Here is a 22,498-nt window from a genome sequence, read left to right as displayed (position 1 = left end):
CAAGAAGTGGAGTTGTCATGTCTTTCCTCAGGCGTGCCGCGGCCGTGCTGGCCGCCGCCACCGCGCTCATAGTCGCCCTCGCCATGCCCGCGCTCGCCCACGTCACGATCAACCCCGGCACGGCCGTGGCGGGCGGGTTCACCAAGGTCGCCTTCCGGGTGCCTAACGAGCGCGACGACGCCAAGACGACCCGGGTCGAGGTGACCTTCCCGACCGACCACCCGCTGGCGTTCGTCTCGGTCAAGCCGGTGCCCGGCTGGACCGTCAAGGTCAACGAGGGCAAGCTGCCCGAGCCCGTCACCACCGAGCACGGCGAGCTCACCGAGGCCGTCACCTCGGTCGTCTGGTCCGGCGGCGAGATCGGTCAGGGCGAGTTCCAGGAGTTCGAGGTCTCGATGGGACGGCTGCCGACCGGGGTCGACCAGCTCGTCTTCCCGGCCAAGCAGACCTACTCCAGCGGCGAGGTCGTCGACTGGGCCGACGCCCCGGCGGCCGACGGGTCCGAGCCCGAGCGCCCGGCGCCCGTGCTCAAGCTGACTCCGGCCGCTGACGCCTCCCCCGCCCCGTCCGCGTCCCCCGCCGCGGTGGCCGCCACGACCAAGGCCGCCCCCGCCGACTCCTCGGACTCGACGGCCCGGCTCCTGGGCGGAGCCGGGCTGGCCGTCGGCGTCATCGGCGTCGTGGTCGCCGTCCTGGCCCTCCGCCGCCGCCCCTCCTGACGCCTGCTCTCCCTTCGCCCCGTACGTGTCCGTACGGGGCGAAGCCCTTTCCTGACGGCCCCGTACGAGACAAAGCCCTTTCTGCGCCCGCTTTCGCCCCGTACCTCCCCGTACGAGGCGAAAGCCTTCCCCTCAGGAGGTGATGTCCTTGCCGGTGAAGCGGGCCCAGGCGATCGAGAGGGACAGCACGATGTACGCGCCGAACGTCAGCAGCCCCTCCCCCAGCACCTTCGTGTCGATCGGGCTGCGCAGGACCGCGTCGAAGTCGAGGAACCTGGTCGGCAGCAGGTAGGGCGCGATGGCATCCAGCGAGGGGATGGCCCGCACCACCTGGCAGGCGATGACCAGCACCACCGTGCCGGCGATCGCCCCGATCGGCACCTCGGTGAACGCCGAGACCGCCAGCCCCACCGCCGCCAGCGCCGCCATGCCCGCGCCCACGTACCCGACCGCCAGCGCGGTGCGCAGCAGCCCCTCGGTCATGGAGACGGTGGTGCCCGACAGCAGCGTCACATCCCCGGCGGGGAACAGCACCAGCCCGGTCGCCAGCGACGACAGCGCCACGACCACGGTGACCGCGTACGCGTACACGACCGCGTTCACGTACTTCACGGCCAGCAGCCGGGTCCGCCCGGCAGGCGCGGCGAGCAGATAACGCAGCGTCCCGCCGCCCGCCTCCCCGGCGAGCGCGTCACCGGACACCACGCTGACCGTGATCGGCATCATCAGCAGCACCAGCACCGAGAACGCGACGAACGTCAGCATCAGACTGTTGCCGGCCACGGCGGCGATCATCCCGCCCAGCTCGTCCCCGCCGGACATCAGCCGCAGCGGCACCCCGATGACGACGGGCACCACCGCGACCACCGCCAGCATCGCCAGATTCCGCGGCCTCCGGAACGTGAGCCCCAGCTCGGAGGCGAGCAACCGCCAGAACGCCCCCACCCCCCGCATGGCCGCCCCGGCTGAAACAGCCCCCGGACCGACCCCGGCCTGTGACGTCGTCCCCCATCCGGCCTTCGTCGCGGTCCCCAGCGCACCTTCCGAGGCGGGCTGCTCGGCCAGGACGGGCGGAGCACCCGAGGCAGGCGGCTCATCCGGCGGAGTTCCCGGCGCCGACGGACCCGCCAGGGTGGGCGAAGCCGCCGAGGGAGCCGCTGGTGAGTGCGGGGTTTCCGACGCGGACCCATTCGGCGAAGCGTGCGAATCGGCCGGTGCGGGCGCATCGGCCGGGGTCGGGGGATCGGGTGGGTGGCGTTCTGTTGTTCTCATGGTTTCGGTCACCGGCACCAGGCCCGGGGTGCGGCGGGTGCGGGGGTCAGCCGTCGACATCGAATCCCTCCCCGGTCAGGCCGACGAACACGTCTTCCAGGCTCGGCCGGACGACGGCGAGCCCGCGTACGGCGACTCCCTCACCCACGAGGGCGGCGTTGACGCGCTCGGGCGCGTGGCCGCCCAGCTCGGCGGTGACGGTGCCGGCCCGTTCACCGGTCCCGGTCCGCACGTCGGCCAGGCCGAGCGCGGTGAGGACGCGGGCGGCGTCGGCGGCGTCGGGTGTCTCGACGCGGACGAGGACGGCCCGGCCGCCGCTGAGCGAGGCGATGGTGCCGTCGGCGACGAGTTTGCCGGTACGCATGATGGCGGCGTGCGTGCACATCTGCTCGACCTCGGCCAGCAGGTGGGAGGAGACGAACACGGTGGTGCCGCCGGCGGCGATCTCCCGCACCAGCGCCCGCACCTCGCGGGTGCCCTGCGGGTCGAGCCCGTTGGTCGGCTCGTCGAGGATGAGCAGTTCGCGCGGGCCGAGCAGCGCGGCGGCGATGGCGAGCCGCTGGCGCATGCCGAGCGAGTAGTTGCGGTAGCGCTTGCCCGCGGCGGCGGTCAGTCCGACCCGGTCGAGCGCCTCGGCGACGCGCCGGCGGGCGGTCGCGCCGGAGGCGGTGGGGTCGGCGGCGTCGAACCGGAGCAGGTTGGCCTCCCCCGTCAGGTACGGGTAGAAGGCCGGGCCCTCGACCAGCGCGCCCACCCGGGGCAGGGCCTGCGCGAGCGGCAGGCCGAGCAGCGAGCAGTCGCCGTCGGTGGGGGTGATGAGGCCGAGCAGCATCCGGATCGTGGTGGTCTTGCCCGAGCCGTTCGGCCCGAGGAAGCCGTAGACGGAGCCGCGCGGGACGACCAGGTCGAGCGCGTCCACGGCCACCTGCCCGCCGCGGAAGCGCTTGGTCAGCCCGGACGTCACGATGGCGGCGTCGGCGGAGGGCGGGGCCGCCCCGGTGGGCGCCCCCGCTTCGCGTGTGGCGGTCGTCACTGGACGCCCGCCGCCTTCGTGATCTCCTCCGGGGTGACGGCGCCGACGAGCAGCCGCCCGTCGTCGGTCAGCAGGATGGTGAGGAGCTTCGTCCTGAGCAGCTTGCCGGAGCCCCATTCGCCGCTCACCGGGGTGGCGGCCTGCAGCGCGGTGTCGAGCAGCGTCTGCGCGTCGGCCTCGCCGCCGCGCCTGGGGTCCTTCTCCTGGCCGGTCTCGTCCTTCTCCTGGGCGAGGGCGTCGGCGGGCAGCACCGCGACCGCGGTCCAGCCGCCGCCCTGCACCTTGGCGGTCTCGGCGACCTGCTTGGCCCCGTCGGCGTGGCTGGTGTCGACGTCGGACGGCCCGAACGCCTTCTCCTCCACCTTGGCCCCGGCGGGCGGGGTGAAGGTGAAGTTCTCCTCGGCGGGCGGGGTGAAGGTCAGCTGGGTGAACCCGACCTGGAAGGCGGGCTCGGCCGACCCCTTGGCGAAGACCTGGACCCGCAGCGGCACGTAGTGCTCGCCGTCTATGGCCACCCGCACCTCCTGGACGAGGGACGCCTCGTCCTTGGGGGTGAGCACGAGCTGGTAGGCCGGTCGGCCGGCGACCTCGGCCGTGTTGCTGACCGAGATCGTGGTGGACTCGCCGGCCTGCTCCAGGAACCGCTGCGCCGCCTGCTGTGGCGTCACGGCCGGCGCGGTGGGCGTGGGCCGGGCCTCACGGTGCTCCTCCTGCATCTTGACCCGGGTGGCGGTGTTGGTGTCGCTGTTCCAGTACCACAGCTGGTCGCCGTTGAGGATCAGGTTGGTCTCGTTGAACTGGGTGGGCAGGGCCAGCCGCATCTTGTTCTCGTCGCCGTACCAGAGCTTGACCTCGTGGGAGCCGGACAGCAGCGAGAGCGGCGAGCCGTCGCCCGTGTCGGGCAGCGGCGGCAGGCCGAGCGAGGACGTCTGCTGGACGGTGCCCGACATGGGCGGCATGCCCTCGCTCTTCTCCACGGCCGCCGCGGCGTCTGCCAGGAGCTGCTGGGCGGACCGCTCCGGCAGCACGGGGTCGCCGCTCACCGCGGCGATGACGGGGCCGGCTCCGATCGCCGCGCCGATCACGGCCGCCGCCGCGATCGGCACTCCCCACCTCACGAACGTGCCTCTACGCATGTCACTCCTTTACGGTATGTCGATATGAGCAGCCTGCGTGATCGGTCCTTAGGCGAACCTGAGACGGGCTGAGACCCCTCTCAGCGTTCTCAGCGGGCTCTCAGCGGGCGGGCGGGAGAATCGGCGCATGCGGGTACTGGTGGTCGAGGACGAGCGCCGGATGGCGGCCGCGCTCCAGCGCGGGCTGCAGGCGGAGGGGTTCGCCGTCGATCTGGCACACGACGGCGAGCAGGGGCTGCACGAGGCGAGGCACGGCGACTACGACGTGGTCGTGCTCGACATCATGTTGCCCAAGCTGTCCGGCTACAACGTGTGCAAGCAGTTGCGCGCGGAGGAGAACTGGGTGCCGATCCTCATGCTGTCGGCCAAGGACGGCGAGTACGACATGGCCGACGGCCTCGATCTGGGCGCCGACGACTATCTGACCAAGCCGTTCTCGTACGTGGTGCTGGTGGCCAGGCTGCGGGCGCTGCTGCGGCGCGGCGCGAACCGGCGTCCGGCGGTGCTGGAGGCCGGCGACCTGTCGCTGGACCCGGCGCGGCGGCGGGTCCAGCGCGGCGAGCAGGAGGTGGAGCTGACGCCGCGCGAGTTCGCGCTGCTGGAGTACCTGATGCGCCGGCGCGACGAGGTGGTCTCCAAGTCGGAGCTGCTGGAGCACGTCTGGGACACCTTCGACACCGACCCGAACGTGGTCGAGGTGTACGTGGGCTACCTGCGCCGCAAGATCGACGCCCCGTTCGGCAGGAACGCCCTCCAGACCGTGCGCGGCGCGGGCTACCGCCTGGCCGGCGACGGTGGCTGAGCCCTCGGGGGCGCGCCCGTCCTCCTGGTGGCGGCGGCAGAGCCTGAAGTTCCGGCTGACGGTGGTGGCCGTCGCCGTGCTCGCGGTGGCGCTGGCGATGTCGGCGTCGGTGCTGCTCTCGGTGCTGGACCGGACGCTGCTGTCCACCGTGGACGAGTCGGTCAGGCAGCAGGCGAACACCGTGCGGGTGCAGGCCGACGCGGGCACCCTGACCACCCCGATCAGCACCCACGACGGCACGATCGTGCAGGTCATCGACGCGGACGGGCGCATCACGCACGTCACCTACGGCGCCGACCGGCTGGTGCCGCTGCTGGACGCGCGGGCCCGGGCGCGGGCGCTGGCGGAGGGGCAGGCCGTGTTCGTGGACGGCCGCCCGTACGCGATCCCGGCGATGCTGCGGGCGGTGGTGCTGGAGGCCGACGGGGGGCACAGCGTGATCGCGGCCCGGTCGGTGTCGGAGATACAGACGAGCGTCCGTACGGCCGGGCAGGTGCTGCTGGTGGGTACGCCGCTGCTGGTGGTGCTGCTGGCCGGCGCCAGCTGGATGATCATCGGTCGTACGCTGCGGCCCATCACGGCGCTGCGCCGGGGCGCGGCCGAGATCACGCACACCGCCCGGTCGCGCCGCCTGCCGGTGCCCGAGTCGCGCGACGAGGTGCACTCGCTGGCCACCACGCTCAACGACATGCTGGCCCGGCTGGAGGAGGCCGAGAAGCGGCAGCGGGCGCTGGTCTCCGACGCCGCGCACGAACTGCGCAGCCCGCTCGCGAGCATCCGCCTCCAGCTGGAGGTGGCGCTGGGGCATCCGGAGGGGCAGCACTGGCAGGAGACGACCGAGGGCGTGCTGGAGGACACGCTGCGGCTGTCCCGCCTGGCCGAGGACCTGCTGGCGCTGGCCAGGCTGGACGAGCGCGGCGGCGTCCCCGCCCGGCGGGAGCCGGTCGACCTGGACGAGGTGGTCCGGCAGACCGCCGACCGGTACGCCGAGGTGCGGCTGACGGCCTGCGACCCGGTGGAGGTCCGGGGTGACGCGATGGACCTGGGGCGGGTGCTGACCAATCTGATCGACAACGCGGTACGGCACGCCTCGTCCGAGGTCGAGGTCGCGCTCACGGCCGACGGGACGCTGACCGTCACCGACGACGGGCCCGGCATACCCGAGGAGGACCGGGAGCGGGTGTTCGACCGGTTCACCCGGCTGGACGCCGGGCGCAGCCGGGACGAGGGCGGTGCGGGGCTGGGGCTGGCCATCGTCCGGGAGACGGTGCGCGCTCATGGCGGCACCGTCCACCTGGAGGACGCCTCCCCCGGCCTCCGCGCCGTCGTGTCCCTCCCCCCTTCGCTGTGACGCGCGCGCCGATCACGGTGTCCGGCTGTGTTCTCCGGCCGTGTTGGTCGTACGCATTACCCGGCCGTGTTGTTCGGCCGTGCTGTTCGGCCGCGTTGCCCGGCCATGTGTTCCCGGTTTCCCGGCATGGCGAGACCGGCTCCTGGTGCTGGAGAGCGCCGTCCGCTCCCGTACGTTCGTCCGCACGAACGGGTCCGGGACGTGCTGGACCACGGCCGTGTGACGGTGGAGCCGGACGGCGCCCGCCGCGTGTCCGCCTAGGGCACGGGCGGGATGCGGGGAATGCGACCGCGCTAAGCGGTCATGCCCTTCTCCGCGGTCGCCAGGAAGTCCTGGGCGATCAGCGGGAGGCGGCGGCGCGCGTGCACGAAGGCGATCACGCGCCTGACCGCGGGTTCCAGTGAGCGGACCACGAGGCCCGCCCGGGCGGCCTGTTCGGCCATCCCGCGGTACCAGAGCAGCGACGCCTGCCCGGTGCGCGCCGCCTTCAGCCAGCCGTTGCGTTCGTCGGTTTCGAGCACGACGACGGGGCTGACGGCGAACTTGCCGAACATCGCGTCGAGTTCCCTGCGGCGGACGCTGCCGCGCGCGGGCAGGGCCAGGCGCATGCCGTGGAGTCTGCCCATGGGGACGGGGTTGGGGAGTTCGAGCCCGGGCGGGGAGATCAGCACGATCTCCTGGCGCTCGAGCGGGTGGGTGATCAGGTCGCCGGGGACGGGCAGGTCGGTCAGGCCGAGGTCGGCCCGTTGGTCCCGGATGGCGCTGACGACGGCCTCGCGGCCCTCGCAGCGGACGATGTGCACGCGGACGCCCGGGTGCTCGGACGCGTAGGCGGGCAAGAGCCGCCCCGCCAGTCCGGGCTCCAGGCTGGGGGTGGAGGCGATGCGGAGTTCCGCGTCGCCGGCGCCGCCGTGGCTGGCGAGGCCTTCTATCTCGCGGACGGCGTCGAGCGCCTCCCGAGCCAGTTTCACCACGCGGCGACCTTGTGAGGTCACCACTACCCCCCGCCCCGAGCGCGCGAAGAGCGTCATTCCGAGCTCTCGTTCCAGATCGCGGATCGCACGCGAAAGCGCAGGCTGTGCGATGTAGAGCGATCTTGCCGCGTCAGTCATGGTGCGGTGCTCCGCAGTCGCGACCACATAGCGGAGCTGCTGGAGGTTCATGGCAAAGAACGCTAGGACAACGGCACGTCCGGGGTGCGGAACATGACTCAGATCACCTCGAATGATTTCGGTCCGTAACCGAGTACGGCTACATCCGTGACGGGTGAGAAATCAGTATGCTTCTGCCCCATATTCGGCAAAAGTACGGTGCGTGACAGGAGAGGTCACGCATCTCGGACATCCGAGTAAAGGGGCGACACGGTGACAGGCAACGGGCACTATCCTCCCCCGTCCCAGGGGCCAGGACAGCCCCAGAGGCCACCCTCGCTACCGTGGCCGCCACCCGGACACAACCGGCCGCAGCCCCAGGGGAACCCATACCCGGGTCAAGGCCACCCCAACCCCGCCGGACCGTATCCGGGTCAGGTTCCTCACCCCGGTGCTCCGCATCCGGGTCAAGGACCACATCCGGGACAGGGGCCACATCCGGGGCAGCCGCCGTACCCCGGGCAGGGGCCACCTCCGGGTCAAGGTCCGCACCCCGGGCAAGGGCCCTATCCGAACCAGGGACCGCATCCCGGGCAAGGGCCGTATCCGGGTCAGGGTGTGCCGCCGAACCAGGGGCCGTATCCCGGGCAAGGAATGCCGGGGCCTGGACCGTACCCAGGACAAGGCGGGCCACCACCGCAGCACGGGCCGCCTCCGGGCGGCGGGCACCCGCAGCCGGGCGGCCCGCAGGGGCCCTGGGCGCCGCAGCAGCCGCCGTTCCCGCCGCACGGGCAGTGGCATCACCGGCCGCGCCGCAAGTCGGGCATGGGCGTGGCCGGGGTGCTCGGGCTGACGTTCGGGTCCATCGCCGTGCTGTTCGTGCTGGCGATCGTCGGGGCGGCGGTCCTGAAGGAGTCGTCGGGGCCGGAGAGGACGGTCCCCATCGCGCAGCCGACGTTCACGCCGGATGACGCGCCGACGAGTCCGCCCAGCCGGGACGACAGGCCCACGGAGACGAGTCCGCCCAGCCGGGACGACAGGCCCACGGAGACGAGTCCGCCCAGCCGGGACGACAGGCCCACCGAACAGCCGACCCGGCGGCCCACCCAGAGGCCGAGCGAGCGGCCGACGCAGGACACCGAGCAGCCCCAGCGGGCGGCGCTCAACCGCAGCCTGAAGAACAACACCGTCTACCGGGCCGGCGTGCTGCCCAGGATGAACTGCCCGGCGGGCAACGCGAGCATCCACAGCCACAGCCAGCTCAAGGCGCTGATCCTCAAGACGGGCAAGTGCATGGACCGGGCGTGGGGGCAGATCCTGCAGAAGCAGGGCATCCCGTTCCGGCCGCCGAACTACGCCATCGTGGCCGGGAGCGGCCGCGGCGCCTGCGGCGACTATCCCCAGCCGGGGAGCATGGTGCCGTACTACTGCCCGCGCAACCACACGATCTACGCCTCCACCACGGCCATGGTCAAGGGCAACGGCAACTCCCGCGGGTACGGCGAACTCCTCAGCTGGCACGGCGGGATCATCAGCATGATGGCCCACGAGTACGGGCACCACGTGCAGAACCTCACCGGGCTGCTGGACTCCTGGTGGGCGCAGACGATGGAGACGTCGAACCAGAACGGCAAGCTGGCGCTGAGCCGGCGGCTGGAGTTGCAGGCGACCTGCTTCGGCGGGATGTGGATGCGGTCGGTGGCGTCCTCGTACCCGGTCAACACGGCTAACCGGCAGCGGCTGTTCTGGTTCTACAGCCGGTTGGGCGACGCTCCTGGGTACCCGCGTGACCACGGCTCGACGGCGAACAACCACCGCTGGTTCCGGCAGGGCTGGGAGAAGAACCAGGCGTACCAGTGCAACACCTTCGCTGCTCCCGCCTCGGCAACCTCATAGCGGTCACATGGTGTTCATCTCATGTTGGGCACATGTCTTTGATGTCCATATATGGGGACTAGAATCCTGGCAATCTTGTGCCATCGGGGGGCAAACCCAGCGGGTTATGCCTGGTAGGCGTGTGAAGGAGCCGGTGTGAGCAGTCGCGATGGGGTGGACGCCGTGCCCGGAGGCAGGAAACGGCGCTCCCCCCGCCGCCAGCGGCCCGCGTCCGAATCCACACCTGATCAGGCAGCCCCGCCCCCGGAGAGCGCGGAACCCGGGAACGCCGAAGACAGCGAGCGCACCAGGCGCGTCCGCCGCACCAGACGCACCGGCGGCGCCCCGGCGACCGGCGGCCCCTCCCAGGGGCAGACCCCGGGCAGCAGAGGCGTTCCCGGCGATCCTGCGGCCCCCTCCGGTGCGGGCGCTCCCGGACGAGCAGTCTCCGGCGCGGGTGCCCCCTCCGGACGAGCAGTTCCCGGTGCGGGCGGCCCAGCCGAACGAGGAGTCCCGGGCGCTGGCGGCTCTCCCGATCGTGGGGGTCCAGGCGCGGGCGGCCCTCCCGAGCGTGGAGTTCCCGGCGCGGGCGGCCCTCCCGGACGAGGCACCCCCGGTGCGAGCGGCTCTCCCGATCGTGGGGGTCCAGGCGCGGGCGGGCGTCCTGCGGGCAGCCCCTCTGGCGAGAACGTAGGACAGAGCGCCGGGAGTGGAGCCGGGCCCGCCGGTCACTCCAGCGGTGGCGCGGGGACCGGCGGTGGTGTCGGGCGCGACGGAGGTACCGGTCCGTCCGCTTCCGGCGTCGGCAGTGGCCGCAGCCGAGGAGCGGGTGGAGAGCCCGGCACCGACGAGGCAGCCCGGCGACGCGCAAGACGTGCCGCCCGCCGAGCCGCCGCAGCAAGCGGCGGCGCGGGAGCCGGCGGTGGGGCTGGGCGGGACGGGGGTGCCCGTCCGACCGGTCCCGATGTAGGCAGAGGATCCGGCCCCGGCCAAGGAGCCGGAGGAGAGCCCGGTGCCGACGACGGGGCCGGGCGCAGCGTACGCGCCCATCACCCCAGCGGTGCCGCCGCTGGACCCGGAGGTGACACCGGGCCCGGTGGTGGCCGGGGCGCCGGTTCCGGCGGAAGGGGTACTGGCGGCGGCCGCGGGTCCGGCTCTGACGGCGGTGGCCGGGGAGCCGGCGGCCGCGGACCCGGTGACGGCAGCCGCGGGCCTGAGGGCGGTGGCTCCGGAGCCGGCGACCGTGGACGGGGCGCTGGTGATCGTGGGCGGGGTCCTGGGCGTGAGGGGGGTGCCGGTCGGGGGCCTGGTCGTGGAGGAGGCGGTGCCGGGCGGGTGCCGTGGCTGAGCGGGATCATGGCGAAGCTGGCCGTGATCGGCGACGGCGGCAGTGGGCCGCGGTTCGCGAAGCCGCTCACGCCGGCGTCCGTCGTGGGCTGGACGTTGCTGTCGGTCTTCGTGCCCGGTGCCGCGCACCTGCGGGCCGGACGCCGCCGCACGGGCCTGATCCTGGTCGGCCTCTACGCCGCGGCCCTGCTCGGCCTGCTGGCGTTCACGCTGGCCAACCTGGACAACCTGGGCATCTTCACCCGCAACAGTGTGATGACGACCGCGGTGGTGCTGGCCGTGCTGGCCGCGCTGGGCTGGTTCGCGCTGGCGTTCTCCTCGTACATCACACTGGGCCCGAGCAGGCTCAACCAGCAGGGCCAGATCGTCTCCGGGGTCTTGGTAGGGCTGCTGTGCGTGACGGTGATGGCCCCGTTCGCGCTCGCGGCCGACACCGTCTACACGTTGATGGACACGAAACGGCACGTCTTCCAGAGCGCGCAGGACAACCCGGACGTGGCGCCGATCAAGGAGGAGGACCCGTGGAACGGCAAGGACCGGGTCAACTTCCTGCTGATCGGCGGTGACGCCGCCGGCAACCGCACCGGCGTGCGCACCGACAGCATGAACGTGGCCAGCGTGCACATCCCCACGGGCACGACGGTCCTGTTCGGGCTGCCGCGCAACCTGCAGCACGTGCGTTTCCCGCCGTCGTCGCCGCTGCGCAAGCACTTCCCGAACGGTTTCATGGCCGAGCTGCCCAACGGCGGCCTGCTGAACGAGGTGTGGCAGTACGCCAACGACCACCCGGAGCAGGCGGGCGGCCGGAACAAGGGCCCGCGCGCGCTGATGGACGCCATCAGCTACACGCTCAACCTGGACATCGACTACTACGTCCTGATGAACATGTACGGCTTCGCCGACCTGGTGGACGCGATCGGCGGCCTGACGATCAGGGTGCAGGAGGACGTCAAGTGGGGCGGCCTGTACGGGACCGCGGGCACGATCAAGGCGGGCACCCGGCGGCTGACGGGCGAGGAGGCGCTCTGGTACGGCCGTTCCCGGGTGGGCAGCGACGACTTCGCCCGGATGAGCCGCCAGCGGTGCGTCATCGGGGCCTTCGCCCAGCAGGCGACGCCGCAGAAGATCCTGGTGAACTTCAACAGCATCGCCTCGGCGACCAAGCGGCTGGCGGAGACCAACATCCCGGAAGAGCTGGTGGAGCCGCTGGTGGAGCTGGCGGTCAAGGTCAAGGACGCCAAGATCGTCAGCTTGCAGTTCGTGCCGCCGAAGTACTGGCCGGGCAACCCCGACTGGGCGAAGATCCGGCGGGCGTCGGCCAAGGCAATCGAGAACTCGCTGAAGCCGCGGCGGGCCAAGGCCGCCACCCAGGCGGCCCCGGCCACGTCCGGTGACCCCGCGGTGTCGCCGAGCCGGGTGCGGGCGGCCAAGCCGACCGACACGCCGACCCGGAACACCCAGACGCCGGACGGCGGGGAGTCGCTCGACGAGCTGTGCGGCTGATCCCTCAGCTCCGGCCGAGGGAGCGCAGCTGGTCGAGGGTGAGCGAGGAGACGTTCTGGTCGACCGGCGACTCGGAGTACTGGTGGATGGCCCAGGACTTCCAGTCGGCCGGCAGGCCCACGGTGCCCTTGGCCTTGCCGTAGTGGGCGACCCAGAGCGGGTACTCGGCCAGGCCCTCGCCGTACTTGTCGGCGAAGTTGAAGCCGCTGTAGAAGAGCGGGGTGACGCCGGTCTTGGCCTTGACGCGCTCCATGAACGTCTTGGCCCACTTGTTCACGTGCTCGGCGGACTTGCCGTCGGTGGTCTCCAGGTCGAGGGCGAGCAGGTCGCCCTTCTTGGCGGGCTGGCTCTCGACCACGGACAGGAAGAAGTCGGCCTCGGCGACCGGGTCGTTCTTCGGGTGCCCGAAGTGGTAGGCGCCGCGTACGACGCCGTGCTTGTCGAGTTCCTGCCAGTGGCGGGCGAAGGTCTTGTCCTTGAAGTGCAGGCCCTGGGTGGCCTTGACGATGCCGAACTCGGCGCCGCTGGCCGCCCAGTCGTGGGTGGGCTGCCAGTTGGAGACGTCCTGGCCGTACGGCAGTTCGGCGGCCTGTGCCGGGGCGGCCTGGGCGGGGGCGGCGAAGGCGGGGGCCGCGACCGCGGTGGCGGCGGCCAGGGCCGCGGCGGCGCCGTACTTACGCAGAGTGCCGGTGATGGACATAGGTGTTTCCTCCAGATGGCACGCACACATAACGTGATCATGCGTACGCATAGAGCTACGGGAGCACACCTGCGTGACACGCTGCGGAGCGAGGTGCGCTGGGAAGAGGAGCGGCCGCTGTCGGAATCGATGGGCGCTCAGACGCTGGATATAACGGCGCGGGTTTCCCAGGCATTCCACAACCGCAGGTAAAGCCTGCGGCGGCCGGGCAAATCAGGGCTCAGGCGAGCGCCTTGCGGGGCATCAGCGCGAACGCGCCGAGGTAAAGCAGGCCCGCGACGACGAGCAGCCCCTGGTAGCCGACGATCAGCGCCAGATACTCCAGGCAGCCGCCCACCATCGCGCCGAGCAGGTTGGCGCCGAAGGAGGTGGTGGCGTCGGCGGTGTCGGCGAACCGCTTGGCGAACACCACGTTCGCGGCGAAGATCGGCAGGAAGGCGACGGTGACGGCGGCCACGGCGCGCAGCGGCACCGGCAGCGACAGCAGCCAGGCGTTCGGCACGAGCCAGGCCAGCAGCAGCCCGGCGAAGAGCACCCCGTACATGACGGGCAGCGGCGGCGTGCGGAAGCGGCGGGTCACCTCGACGGCGGCGAGCACGGCGACCAGCACCCCGGCGAACACGATCGCGTTGACGACCCAGGTGGTGCCGAACAGCAGCGCGAACCCGGTGACGCTCTTGGTCTCCAGCAGCAGGAACGCCACCCCGAGCAGGAACAGGTCGGCGTACGGGCGCATCCGGCGGTAGGGCCCGGCCACGACGCGGACGGCGAGCAGGCTGACCGCGATGATCAGGCCGAGGGTGATGAGGTAGAGCGGCGGGATCGTCCGGTCCTGGAGGTAGAGGAACGGCCGGTCGTCGTCGGCGGGCGGCGGGGTGCCGGCGGCGGCGCCCGTCCACTCGGCGCCGCAGCGCTGCGCGTCGGGGGTCAGGCCGGCGGTGATGACGGCCTGGTGGCCGGCGGTGCTGACCACGTCGACGCAGGGGGCGTGGCCGAAGGCGCCGCGGGCGGTGTCGGCGAGCCGGTCGACCAGCCAGCTCTCGCGGTAGTAGTTGTACATGGCGAACGCGCCGCCGGGCTTGAGCCGTTCGCGGGCGGCCCGCATCGCCTCCTCGGTGAACAGGTAGCTCTCCAGCCGCAGCGAACTGGCCCCCGACACCAGCGTGAGCGAGTCGGGCAGCGCGAAGAGGATCAGGTCGTACGTACGATCGGTCTGTTCCAGGAAGGCGCGTCCGTCGGTGATGTGCGTGGTCACCCGGGGGTCGTCGTACGGCTTGTCGGGGTGGGTGGAGACGCCCAGCTCGCGGAGCTTGGGGTCGATCTCGACGGCGTCGACGTGGCGGGCGCCCTTGGACAGCGCGATGGCGACGTCGGTGCCGCTGCCCGCGCCGACGATGAGCACGTCGTCGGGCCGGGCGGCGGCCCGCTCGTAGGGCAGCCCGTACTGGGCCTCCCACTGCAGCCTGACCTCGGCGGGCACGGCCTGCTGGTGCGGGATGCCGTTGACGGCGATGTCGGTGACGGGCACGCCGAGCTGCTCGAACTGGCGGTGGGTGACCTTGTAGTAGGGCGACCAGAGCGCCCCGGCGGTGAGCGTCTCGGACAGCAGCATGACGACGACGGCGAGCGAGGGGACGGTCACCAGCCCCAGGTAGACGGCGCGGGGCCGGGGCACGAGCAGCAGCCCGTAGGCGGCCGCGGCGATGATCCCCCAGAAGACCGGCGGCGCGCTGAGGAACGACAGCGCGGTGAAGACCGCGATGCCGATCAGGCTGCCGAGCAGGTCGTAGCGGTAGGCCTCCAGCCGGGGCAGTTCGGGGAAGCAGCGGCCGACCAGCTCGGCGGGGCCCATGAGGACGAGCGCGGCGGCGCAGAAGACGACGGGCAGCGTGATCCAGGCGGGCGGCCCGGCGGTGGACAGGCTCGTCCAGTACAGGACGCCCTCGGTGTCGCGGTCGACCGTCACCGGGAACGCGAGCACCACCAGGACGAGGCCGAACAGCACGACCGGCGAGTAGTACGGCTGGGCGGTGGTGCGGCCGACGCGCAGGAACCCGAGCCCGATGCCGAGGAACGAGCCGAGCAGCACGAAGTTGGTGAAGTAGCTCAGGTGGACGATGTTGGAGCCGGTCCACCGGATCAGGGCGAGCTCCAGGAAGAGCATGAAGGCGCTGGCGAGGATGAGCCGTGGCCGCACCGCCATCCAGTGTCGGCTGTCCTCGCTGTCGACCGGCTTGCGCGCCTGGAGCGTCATGGTCATCCAACCTAGTGAACGGACCGGTCGCGCGGAAGCCTCCCGCTGACGCCAGGATGTCGCGCCATTCGCCATGATTTGCGGCGTTTCCGCAGGTCACGGGCTCGGCAAAGCGGTGGACGGGGCCGCCGCGATGGCTCACGGTGGGGGGAAACGTTCATTCACGCACGCACGGTGGTGATACATGCGGGTCCTCATCCAGCTCCGCCCCTCCCCCGACCTCGTGGCGGCGGTGGCCGACCCCGGCCAGACCGCTTCCACGGCCGACGTCGCCGACGGGCTGCCCGGTGTCGAGCTCGACACCGGGTTCACGCCGGTGGCGCTGCCCCGCCCGGTGCCCGCCACCGGCGGCGACCCCCTCTCACTCAACCAGCCGCTCCGGTTCTCGATGGCCGCCGAGGACGCCTCGGTGCTGGTGCGTGGCACGATCTCCGACGACGACGTGGCCACCCGGGTGTCCCTGCTGCCGGGGCTCCGCCCCGACGTGGTGGGCGTCTTCTCCGACCCGGTCATCGAGACCTGCCGGGTCTGCGGCGGCGACGGGCCGGCCGGCACCTGGCGCGACGTGGAGCGGCTGCTGGACGTGGCGAAGCTGCGCGCGGAGGGCCTCGACGGCTCGGACGTGGCGCTGGCCGTCGTCGACACGGGCGTCAACCTCGACCATCTGAACGGCAAGCTGAGGCGCGACGTGCGCCTCGACGCCGCGCGGAGCTGGCTGCCGCCTACCGTGCCGGGCACGCCCGGCGAGTTCCCGGTCGACCACGGCACGATGTGCGCCTTCGACGCGCTGATCGGCGCCCCGGAGGCGACCCTGCTCGACCTGCCGCTGCTGCGCTCCACCCGGCCGGGCGGCTCGGTCATGGACGGGCTGCTGTCCGACGCGGTGGCGGCCTTCGCCCACCTGCGGACCGTGCTCGACGCCCAGCCGGAGGAGTCGCGGGCGCTGGTGGTGAACAACTCGTGGGGGTCGTTCTCGCCCGAGTGGGACTTCCCGGTGGGGCATCCGGGCAACTACTCCGACAACGGCGCGCACCCGTTCAACCTGATGGTGGCGAGCCTCGACCAGGCGGGCGCGGACATCCTGTTCGCGGCGGGCAACTGCGGGCGCGACTGCCCCGACGGCCGCTGCGCCTTCGCCGAGCGGCCGATCACCGGCGCCAACTCGCATCCGCGGGCGCTGTCGATCGGCGGCGTGGACGTGCGCGGCGAACGAGTCGGCTACTCCTCACAGGGCCCGGGCCGGCTGGCCGCCCGCAAGCCGGACGTCTGCGCGTACACCCACTTCACCGGGTCCGGCGCGTACGGGGACGAACCCGACGCCGGCACCTCGGCGGCGGCGCCGGTCGCGGCCGGGCTGGTGGCGGCGGTGCGGACCCGGTGGCCGGCCTCACGGCTGTCTCCGGCCCAGCTCCGCGCCCTGCTGCGCCGTACGGCCGAGGACCGCAGCACGGTGGGCTTCGACTACGACTACGGCTACGGCATCGTGGACCCGGCCGGAATCCTGGCCGCCCTGCGCCGCCGTGCCGCGGCCGCGGCCTGAGCGCTAGGCGGCCTGGCGGCCGAACACCCGGGTGCCGGCCGCCAGGGCCACCGCGGCGAACAGCGCCGTCACCACGACCCCGGCCAGGACCGTGCCGGTCAGGTAGCGGCCGGCGAACAAATCGCGCAGGGCCTCCAGCGCGTACCTGAACGGGCTGACGCGGGAGAGGGCGTCGAGCCAGGCGGGGGCCATCGACATCGGCAGGAAGGATCCCGACAGCAGCACCAGCGGGATCACCGCGGTGCTCATCACGGGCGCGAACAGCTGCTCGTTCATGGTGAGCGCGACCGCGTACGAGAGCGCGGCCAGGCTGGTGCCGAGCACCACGATCAGCGCCAGCCCGGCCAGCAGCCCCGCGGCGGGGGCGCGCAGCCCGAACGCGAAGCCGGCCGCGACCAGCAGCACGACCTGGACGGCCAGCGTGACCACGTTGGTGAGCACGCGGCCGAGCAGGAGCGCGAGCCGGCCGGCGGGGGTGACCCGCATCCGCTCCAGCACGCCGGTCCGCCTCTCGTGGACCACGCCGAACCCGGCCATGCCGGTGCTCAGCAGACTGAGCTGGATGATCAGCCCCGGGACCAGCACCTCCCAGGTGCCGATGGTGGCGAAGATCGGCCCGAACAGCACGAGGAAGAAGAGCGGCTGGATCACGCCGAAGACCATCCCGGCCTTCTGGCGAAGCGTGATCCGCAGGTGGTGCCGGAACAGCACCCAGGTGTCGCGTGCCATCAGACGCTCGCCTCCTCGCGCAGGGACCTGCCGGTGAGGTCGAGGAAGGCCTCGTCGAGGGTGCGCCCGGCCTTGAGCTCGGCGGGCGTTCCGGCGGCGGCGATCTCGCCGTGGTCGATGATGAGCAGCCGGTCGCAGAGAGCGTCGGCCTCGTCCAGGTAGTGGGTGGTGAGGAAGATCGTCACGCCGTGCTCGTCGCGCAGGGCCCGGATGTGGTCCCACAGGTGCGCCCGGGTCTGCGGGTCGAGCCCGGTGGTCGGCTCGTCCAGGAAGAGCAGCACGGGCCGGTGCGTCAGCGCGAACGCGATGTCCGCGCGGCGCCGCTGCCCGCCGGAGAGCGCGCCGCCCGGCCGGGATTCCAGGCCGCCGAGCTCCAGCATGGCCAGCACCTCGGCCGTGCGGGCCCGCGTCTCGGTCCTGGAGAGCCCGTACAGCATGCCCTGCAGCTCCAGCTCGTCGCCGATCGGGACGGCCGGGTCGGTCCAGCCGGACTGGGACACGTAGCCGATGCGCCGCCGCACCTCACGCGGCGCTGTCAGCAGGCCGTGGCCGGCCACGGTCGCGGTGCCCGAGGTGGGCGGCAGCAGGGTGGTCAGCATGCGCATGGTCGTGGTCTTGCCCGCGCCGTTCGGGCCGAGGAACCCGACGATCTCGCCGGGCCGCACGGACAGGGTCACGTTCCTGACGGCTCGGACGCCGCCGTCGAAGGTCTTGCTCAGACCTGATGTCTCAATCACTTCATCGCCTCCAAAAATAGAGTAGCTGTAAATTTGGGGTCACTGCAAGATTGGTACGATGGAGGCATGGAAGAGGGGCTGCGGGAGCGGAAGAAGCGCGAGACCAGGCAGCGCATCGCCGACACGGCGATGGGGCTGTTCATGGCGCGCGGGTTCGACAACGTGACCGTGGCCGAGGTCGCGCGCGCCGCCGACGTGTCGGTGAACACGGTGTTCAACTACTTCCGCACGAAGGAGGACCTGTTCGCCGACCGGCAGGAGTTCGTCGAGACGCTGCCGGTGGAGGTGCTGCGCGCGCGGGAGCCCGGCGAGAGCGCGGTGCGGGCGTTCCGCCGCGACTTCCTGGAGGCGGTCGAGACCCGGGGATGGCGCTACGGGCTGCAGGACGGGGCCGTCCAGTTCGCGAGGATGGTCGACGAGAGCCCGTCGCTGCTGGCCCGGATGCGGGAGATCCACCAGCGGCGGGAGGACGCGCTGGCCCGGGCGCTGGCCGACGAGCTCGGCGCGGACGCCGACGATCTGACGCCGCGCCTGGTGGCCGCCCAGATCCTCACCACGACCCGGCTGCTGTCGGCCTGCGCCGTGCGGCGCGCGGCGGCCGGAGAGCCGTGGGAGACGATCGCGCCCGGCCTCCGCTCACAGGCCGAGGCGGCCTTCGGCCTGCTGGAGTCGGGCATCGGTGATTACTGCGTGCGGTCTTAGACGTTGAGGAAGGTCATCGCGACCGCGAAGAGGATGATGGCGCCGTAGATGGCGATGACCGCGCCCAGGATGCAGGTGCTGATGATGCCGCAGATCCGGCCGGCCTGGACCATGCCGCGGTTCTCGTAGACGTACTCGCTGGCGTCGATCTCACGCAGTGCCCTGGTGCCCATGGACCAGGCGAAGGGCCCGAGGATCTGGCAGACGACCAGGCTGAGGATCCCGAGGACCAGGATGGTCGTCCCGTTGGGGTGCGTCTGCGGGGGAGGGCCGTAGTAGCCCGGGCCGTAGTGCGGATAGGACATCGGTGAGGTGACCCCTCGGTTTCTCGGGACGATCAGCAGGGTTTATACCATAGACCCCATTGTCGCAGCCGCTTGTATGCTGCCGTGATGATCAAGGGCTTCTTCCACTGGCTGGCGGGCACCGAGCTGTTCATGCGGGCGGGCCCGCGGATCGTCCCGAAGCTCGAGCGGCTGCTCGACCGCAGGTCCGGCGGCAAGCCGGTCGGCGGTGACCGCTCGCTGGTCCTGCTGGCCACCGGCGCCCGCTCCGGTCAGCCGCGCCGCACCCGGCTGGCGTGCGTCCGGGAGCCGGACGGGTCGCTGCTGGTCGTGGGGAGCAACTTCGGCGCCGAGCGCCACCCGGCGTGGACGGCCAACCTGCTGGCGAACCCGCGGGCGGCGGTGGTCTTCCAGGGGCGCGAGTTCCCGGTCACCGCGCGTCACCTGACCGGCGAGGACCGGGCCGCGGTCTGGCCGGGGCTGGTGGCGGGCTCGCCGTTCTACGAGCGCTACCAGGCCAGATCCGGGCGTGAGCTGCGGGTCTTCAGGCTGACGCCGGAGCAGTGATCGCCTTACGCCAAAATGGTCGGGCAATCCATCCCTTGCGAGGAGGAGCCCTCCCCCGTGCGAGAACGCCTCGGCGCCGTGCTGGCGCACCGGCATTTCCAGCGGTTCATCATCACCGTCATCCTGGTCAACGCCGCGGTCCTGGGCCTGGAGACGGTGCCCAGCGTGGCGGCCGGCTACGGCGACCTGCTGGCCCTGGTGGACCACCTGGCTTTGACGATCTTCGTGGTCGAGCTGTCGGCCAAGATCTACGTGGAGCGGTTACAGTTCCTGCGCGACCCCTGGAACGTTTTCGACGCGGTGATCGTCGGGATAGCGCTGGCGCCCGCCACCGCGAGCGGCCTGTCGGTGCTGCGGTCGCTGCGCATCCTGCGCGCGCTGCGGCTGCTGTCGGCGGTCCCGAGCCTGCGCAAGGTCGTCTCGGCCCTGCTGCGCGCGATGCCGGGCATGAGCTCGATCGTGGTGCTGCTGTCGCTGGTGCTCTACGTGGCCGCCGTGCTGGCCACCAAGCTGTACGGGCAGACGGCCCCGGAACGCTTCGGCACGCTGCCGACGTCGCTGTTCACCCTGTTCCAGACGATGACGGGCGACGACTGGGGCAACATCGCCCGTGAGGTGATGGACGTCCACCCGTCCGCCTGGATCTTCTTCACCATCTTCATCCTGCTCTGCACGTTCGTGGTGCTGAACCTGTTCATGGCCGTGGTGGTGAGCGCCATGGACGAGGAGGCGAAGGAGGAGCGGGCCGAGCAGGAGGAGCTGAACGCGGCCTCGGCCCAGCGCATCCTGGACGAGCTGGCGGAGCTGCGCAAGGAGGTGGCGGCGCTGCGCCGGGCCGCCCCGCGGGCCAAGAAGCGCGCCAGCGCCTGACGGCCCGCCGGGTCAGCGGGAGTAGAACTCGACCACGAGGAGCTCGTCGACGGGCACCGGGATCTGCTCCCGCTGCGGGACGGCCAGCAGGGTGAAGGTCAGGTTCGGCAGGTCGACGCTCAGGTAGGGGGCGACGCGCTCGTCGGCGTGGACGCCCTCGGCCGCGGCCACGAACGGCTGCAGCCGGCGCGACCGCTCCCGCACCGACACCACCTGGCCGGGCTTGACCAGGTAGCTGGGGATGTCCACCTTGCGGCCGTCCACCGCGATGTGCCCGTGCGCCACGTACTGGCGGGCCGCGTAGATCGACGGGGCCAGCCCGGAGCGCATGACCAGCGAGGCCAGCCGCGACTCCAGGATGGAGACCAGCTCGGCGCCGGGCACGCCGGTCCGGCGCACGGCCAGGTCCCAGTAGCGGCGCAGCTGCCGTTCCGACACGTCGTAGTACCAGCGCAGCTTCTGCTTCTCCAGCAGGCGGACGCCGTAGTCGCCGGTGTTGCGGCGGCTGCTCTTGCGGCCGTGCTCGCCCGGCGGGTACGGGCGCTGCTCGAAGTAGCGGACGGCTTTCCTGGTCAGTGGCACTCCCGCGCGGCGCGACAGGCGCACCTTGGGACCGGTGTAGCGCACGTTCACCTCTTTGTGCTTAGGTAAGGCTAACTTAGGCAAGCCTAACCTACATGCCAGGAGGTGCCCATGCTGCCGATCCCGCAGCGGATCCGCACTCTCGCCGCGGCGGCCAAGGTCGCGAGGCTCACCGTCGACGGCGTCCCCGCACGCGCCCGCGGCGGCGTCGACGAGCGGGGCAGGCCGGTGCTGCTGGTGCTGCCCGGCGAACCCCTGCACGGGCTGCACCGCCTGCACGAGGACGCCGTGGTGGCGGTGAACCTGGCGGCCATGCGCAGGCTCGGCGACGACGAGCACCCGCGCGGGATGCTGGAGGTCCAGGGCTGGGCGCAGCCGGTGCCCGCCTGCGAGGCACGCGCGGCGGCCGTCGCGGTGGCGGCGCACGAGCCGGACGAGGCGCTGTTCGAGGCGCTGGAGCGCTACGGGCGGCCGGACGCGCCCCGGCTGCTCCGGGTGGACGTGGCCCAGGTCGTCTACCTGACGGGGCAGGAGTCGGGCGTGCTGGACGCCGAGGAGTACCTGGAGGCCGGGCCCGACCCGCTGGCCGAGTCCGCCGAGCGGGTGCTGGCGCACGTCAACGCCGCGCACCGGGCGCAGCTCGCCAAGGGCGTCTCCCGGCATCTCGGCCAGGTCCCCCGCGAGGTGTGGCTGTGGGAGCTGGACAGCCGCGGGGTGACCGTGCGGGCGGACGGCTCGCTCGTCCGCTTCCTCTGGCCCGAGCCCACGAGCAGCTGCGACGACCTGGAGGCGGCGCTGCGGAGCCTGCTGTGCACCTGCGGCCACCATCCGGCGATGTGACCCTTCTTGATCACGATTCGCCGTTTCGCGCGTCACGGCACCTCCGGGGCTGACTATCATCTGCCCCTGTGAGAGAGACCGAACGGCGCGGGCGGATCCTGCAGATCGCCGCGGCGCTGACCGGCAGCCTCATGGTCGCCCTCGCGGGCGTCCTCGCCACCGCCGGGCTGCCCGGCACGTCGCTCTCCCCCGCCAGCATGCCCAGACCCGTCGAACGCGGAGGCTCGATCGAGCCGGCGCCGCCTTCGTACCTGTCGATCCCCCGGCGCGGCGCGCAGCCGTACCTCACGGGCGTGCCGCGCCGGACCTCCGCCGCGCCGCGCCCGTCCGCGTCCAGCGTCCCGCCGTCCACCTCCGGGCCTGACATCCGTACGAGCGGCGAGGCCGGAGCCGGCGCCCTGCCTCCCAGCGGGCGGGCCCGCCCCCGGACGGGCACCGGCCTTCCCCTGAAGCGCCCCGCTCTGGCCCGCACGAGCCCTCCGGCCGCGAAGCCCGCCCCTCGCCCGTCCCGCGCCGGCCGCTGAGTTCGCCGTACGGTCACGTACGAGAACCCGCACGACCATG

24 protein-coding genes are annotated in these 22,498 nt (G+C 72.2%); 14 read left to right on the top strand and 10 right to left on the bottom strand.

Going from position 1 to position 22,498, the window contains the following annotated elements; all coding sequences use genetic code 11:
• The first annotated feature begins 17 nt into the window (after positions 1-17).
• Positions 18-719: a YcnI family protein gene (locus AB0J42_RS21420; RefSeq protein WP_364296954.1), complete on the top strand. Its 702-nt coding sequence runs from the start codon at positions 18-20 to the stop codon at positions 717-719.
• 132 nt (positions 720-851) lie between these two features.
• On the opposite strand, the gene AB0J42_RS21415 is transcribed toward AB0J42_RS21420, so the two are convergent.
• The 3 genes from AB0J42_RS21415 to AB0J42_RS21405 all read right to left on the bottom strand — a co-directional run bounded on the left by AB0J42_RS21415 (position 852) and on the right by AB0J42_RS21405 (position 4,160).
• The gene (locus tag AB0J42_RS21415) at positions 852-1,673 is read right to left on the bottom strand and encodes an ABC transporter permease (RefSeq protein ID WP_364296952.1); all 822 of its coding nucleotides are present in this window, start codon (positions 1,671-1,673) and stop codon (positions 852-854) included.
• Between the two features lie 364 nt (positions 1,674-2,037).
• On the bottom strand, positions 2,038-3,024 hold the full coding sequence (locus AB0J42_RS21410) for an ABC transporter ATP-binding protein (RefSeq protein WP_364296950.1): 987 nt from the start codon (positions 3,022-3,024) through the stop codon (positions 2,038-2,040).
• Positions 3,021-4,160, bottom strand: coding sequence for an outer membrane lipoprotein carrier protein LolA (locus AB0J42_RS21405; protein ID WP_364296948.1), 1,140 nt, complete (start codon positions 4,158-4,160; stop codon positions 3,021-3,023). The genes AB0J42_RS21410 and AB0J42_RS21405 overlap by 4 nt, the downstream gene beginning before the upstream one ends.
• A 127-nt stretch (positions 4,161-4,287) precedes the next feature.
• Here AB0J42_RS21405 and AB0J42_RS21400 point away from each other — a divergent pair, with 127 nt between their 5' ends.
• Positions 4,288-4,962, top strand: coding sequence for a response regulator transcription factor (locus tag AB0J42_RS21400; protein ID WP_364296946.1), 675 nt, complete (start codon positions 4,288-4,290; stop codon positions 4,960-4,962).
• On the top strand, positions 4,955-6,313 hold the full coding sequence (locus tag AB0J42_RS21395) for an ATP-binding protein (RefSeq protein ID WP_364296944.1): 1,359 nt from the start codon (positions 4,955-4,957) through the stop codon (positions 6,311-6,313). The genes AB0J42_RS21400 and AB0J42_RS21395 overlap by 8 nt, the downstream gene beginning before the upstream one ends.
• A 293-nt stretch (positions 6,314-6,606) precedes the next feature.
• Here the strand turns inward: AB0J42_RS21395 and AB0J42_RS21390 are convergent, their stop codons facing one another.
• Positions 6,607-7,476: a LysR family transcriptional regulator gene (locus AB0J42_RS21390; protein WP_364296942.1), complete on the bottom strand. Its 870-nt coding sequence runs from the start codon at positions 7,474-7,476 to the stop codon at positions 6,607-6,609.
• A 582-nt stretch (positions 7,477-8,058) separates the two neighbouring features.
• On the opposite strand from AB0J42_RS21390, the gene AB0J42_RS21385 reads away from it, so the two are divergent.
• The 5 genes from AB0J42_RS21385 to AB0J42_RS21365 all read left to right on the top strand — a co-directional run bounded on the left by AB0J42_RS21385 (position 8,059) and on the right by AB0J42_RS21365 (position 12,129).
• Positions 8,059-9,300 carry a neutral zinc metallopeptidase gene (locus tag AB0J42_RS21385; protein WP_364296940.1) on the top strand — a complete coding sequence of 414 codons (1,242 nt, stop codon included), beginning with the start codon at positions 8,059-8,061 and terminating at the stop codon, positions 9,298-9,300.
• 400 nt (positions 9,301-9,700) lie between these two features.
• Positions 9,701-9,973, top strand: coding sequence for a hypothetical protein (locus tag AB0J42_RS21380; RefSeq protein WP_364296938.1), 273 nt, complete (start codon positions 9,701-9,703; stop codon positions 9,971-9,973).
• Positions 9,974-10,087: 114 nt separating this feature from the next.
• The gene (locus tag AB0J42_RS21375) at positions 10,088-10,249 is read left to right on the top strand and encodes a hypothetical protein (protein ID WP_364296936.1); all 162 of its coding nucleotides are present in this window, start codon (positions 10,088-10,090) and stop codon (positions 10,247-10,249) included.
• A 42-nt stretch (positions 10,250-10,291) separates the two neighbouring features.
• Positions 10,292-10,627, top strand: a complete 336-nt coding sequence (locus AB0J42_RS21370) for a hypothetical protein (RefSeq protein ID WP_364296934.1) — start codon at positions 10,292-10,294, stop codon at positions 10,625-10,627.
• An 8-nt stretch (positions 10,628-10,635) separates the two neighbouring features.
• On the top strand, positions 10,636-12,129 hold the full coding sequence (locus AB0J42_RS21365) for an LCP family protein (RefSeq protein ID WP_364296932.1): 1,494 nt from the start codon (positions 10,636-10,638) through the stop codon (positions 12,127-12,129).
• Between the two features lie 4 nt (positions 12,130-12,133).
• Here AB0J42_RS21365 and AB0J42_RS21360 read toward each other — a convergent pair whose 3' ends face one another.
• Together AB0J42_RS21360 and AB0J42_RS21355 are read right to left on the bottom strand one after the other, a co-directional pair.
• Entirely contained in the window at positions 12,134-12,829 is a 696-nt protein-coding gene (locus tag AB0J42_RS21360) for a GH25 family lysozyme (protein WP_364296930.1), read from the bottom strand.
• Between the two features lie 220 nt (positions 12,830-13,049).
• On the bottom strand, positions 13,050-15,089 hold the full coding sequence (locus AB0J42_RS21355; RefSeq protein WP_364296928.1) for a spermidine synthase: 2,040 nt from the start codon (positions 15,087-15,089) through the stop codon (positions 13,050-13,052).
• 178 nt (positions 15,090-15,267) lie between these two features.
• On the opposite strand from AB0J42_RS21355, the gene AB0J42_RS21350 reads away from it, so the two are divergent.
• Positions 15,268-16,623, top strand: a complete 1,356-nt coding sequence (locus AB0J42_RS21350) for a S8 family serine peptidase (RefSeq protein ID WP_364296926.1) — start codon at positions 15,268-15,270, stop codon at positions 16,621-16,623.
• 3 nt (positions 16,624-16,626) lie between these two features.
• Here the strand turns inward: AB0J42_RS21350 and AB0J42_RS21345 are convergent, their stop codons facing one another.
• Positions 16,627-17,352, bottom strand: coding sequence for an ABC transporter permease (locus tag AB0J42_RS21345; RefSeq protein WP_364296924.1), 726 nt, complete (start codon positions 17,350-17,352; stop codon positions 16,627-16,629).
• Positions 17,352-18,089: an ATP-binding cassette domain-containing protein gene (locus AB0J42_RS21340; RefSeq protein ID WP_364296922.1), complete on the bottom strand. Its 738-nt coding sequence runs from the start codon at positions 18,087-18,089 to the stop codon at positions 17,352-17,354. The genes AB0J42_RS21345 and AB0J42_RS21340 overlap by 1 nt, the downstream gene beginning before the upstream one ends.
• A 66-nt stretch (positions 18,090-18,155) precedes the next feature.
• Here AB0J42_RS21340 and AB0J42_RS21335 point away from each other — a divergent pair, with 66 nt between their 5' ends.
• Complete coding sequence (locus tag AB0J42_RS21335; RefSeq protein WP_364296920.1) at positions 18,156-18,791, top strand: TetR/AcrR family transcriptional regulator; 636 nt, start codon at positions 18,156-18,158, stop codon at positions 18,789-18,791.
• Here the strand turns inward: AB0J42_RS21335 and AB0J42_RS21330 are convergent.
• Entirely contained in the window at positions 18,788-19,096 is a 309-nt protein-coding gene (locus AB0J42_RS21330; RefSeq protein ID WP_364296918.1) for a DUF4190 domain-containing protein, read from the bottom strand. The two genes, AB0J42_RS21335 and AB0J42_RS21330, sit on opposite strands and share 4 nt — an antisense overlap.
• 87 nt (positions 19,097-19,183) lie before the next feature.
• Here AB0J42_RS21330 and AB0J42_RS21325 point away from each other — a divergent pair, with 87 nt between their 5' ends.
• Entirely contained in the window at positions 19,184-19,642 is a 459-nt protein-coding gene (locus AB0J42_RS21325; RefSeq protein WP_364296916.1) for a nitroreductase family deazaflavin-dependent oxidoreductase, read from the top strand.
• Positions 19,643-19,699: 57 nt separating this feature from the next.
• Complete coding sequence (locus AB0J42_RS21320; protein ID WP_364296914.1) at positions 19,700-20,512, top strand: ion transporter; 813 nt, start codon at positions 19,700-19,702, stop codon at positions 20,510-20,512.
• 12 nt (positions 20,513-20,524) lie between these two features.
• On the opposite strand, the gene rpsD is transcribed toward AB0J42_RS21320, so the two are convergent.
• Positions 20,525-21,139, bottom strand: a complete 615-nt coding sequence (rpsD, locus tag AB0J42_RS21315) for a 30S ribosomal protein S4 (RefSeq protein WP_364296912.1) — start codon at positions 21,137-21,139, stop codon at positions 20,525-20,527.
• Positions 21,140-21,205: 66 nt separating this feature from the next.
• On the opposite strand from rpsD, the gene AB0J42_RS21310 reads away from it, so the two are divergent.
• Together AB0J42_RS21310 and AB0J42_RS21305 are read left to right on the top strand one after the other, a co-directional pair.
• The gene (locus AB0J42_RS21310) at positions 21,206-21,934 is read left to right on the top strand and encodes a DUF2470 domain-containing protein (protein WP_364296910.1); all 729 of its coding nucleotides are present in this window, start codon (positions 21,206-21,208) and stop codon (positions 21,932-21,934) included.
• Between the two features lie 68 nt (positions 21,935-22,002).
• Positions 22,003-22,458: a hypothetical protein gene (locus AB0J42_RS21305; protein WP_364296908.1), complete on the top strand. Its 456-nt coding sequence runs from the start codon at positions 22,003-22,005 to the stop codon at positions 22,456-22,458.
• Positions 22,459-22,498 lie beyond the last annotated feature (40 nt).

Source organism: Nonomuraea sp. NPDC049649, from assembly GCF_040675175.1.
Lineage (GTDB): Bacteria > Actinomycetota > Actinomycetes > Streptosporangiales > Streptosporangiaceae > Nonomuraea.
This window is presented reverse-complemented; position numbering and strand designations above follow the sequence as displayed.